The sequence below is a fragment of the Microbacterium sp. JB110 genome, assembly GCF_003335195.1.
Lineage (GTDB): Bacteria > Actinomycetota > Actinomycetes > Actinomycetales > Microbacteriaceae > Microbacterium.
Genome location: NZ_QPGM01000017.1, coordinates 1 through 381, shown reverse-complemented (window position 1 = coordinate 381; position 381 = coordinate 1). Strand labels below are relative to the sequence as shown.

The 381-nt window shown below is 47.5% G+C and carries 1 protein-coding gene; it reads right to left on the bottom strand.

Annotated features, from left to right (window positions below; all coding sequences use genetic code 11):
- A partial coding sequence (locus tag CIK77_RS17405; protein ID WP_147271160.1) for a FecR family protein occupies positions 1 to 381 on the bottom strand: 381 nt, incomplete at both ends.

Here is a 381-nt window from a genome sequence, read left to right as displayed (position 1 = left end):
AGGCCATGCTTCGTAGCAGCTCCTCCAATTTCGGGGCGTCGAATCTTGCATTGTACAGCTGATTGAGTAATTGTTTTCGGGATATAACAATTTTGTACCCGTACCATTTCTCAATCTTTCTGAACGCATCTTCGAGCGGTTCCTGTTCAAATACCAGTTTATTTTCTTTCCAGTGACCGATAAATGGGATGGATGCATATCCTTGCGCAAGTGAATGCGTAGCTTCATCATAAATGGCAAACTGCCCTGCGTTCAGTTCCACGAAATCCTTCTGGTCGCTACCGGTCATAAAGTGTACCGTGCCTTCCGATACGGACACTTCCACCTGCGTTCTGTGCGGCTCCGCCCGGACATTGAATGCCGTTCCCACCACTTTTATCT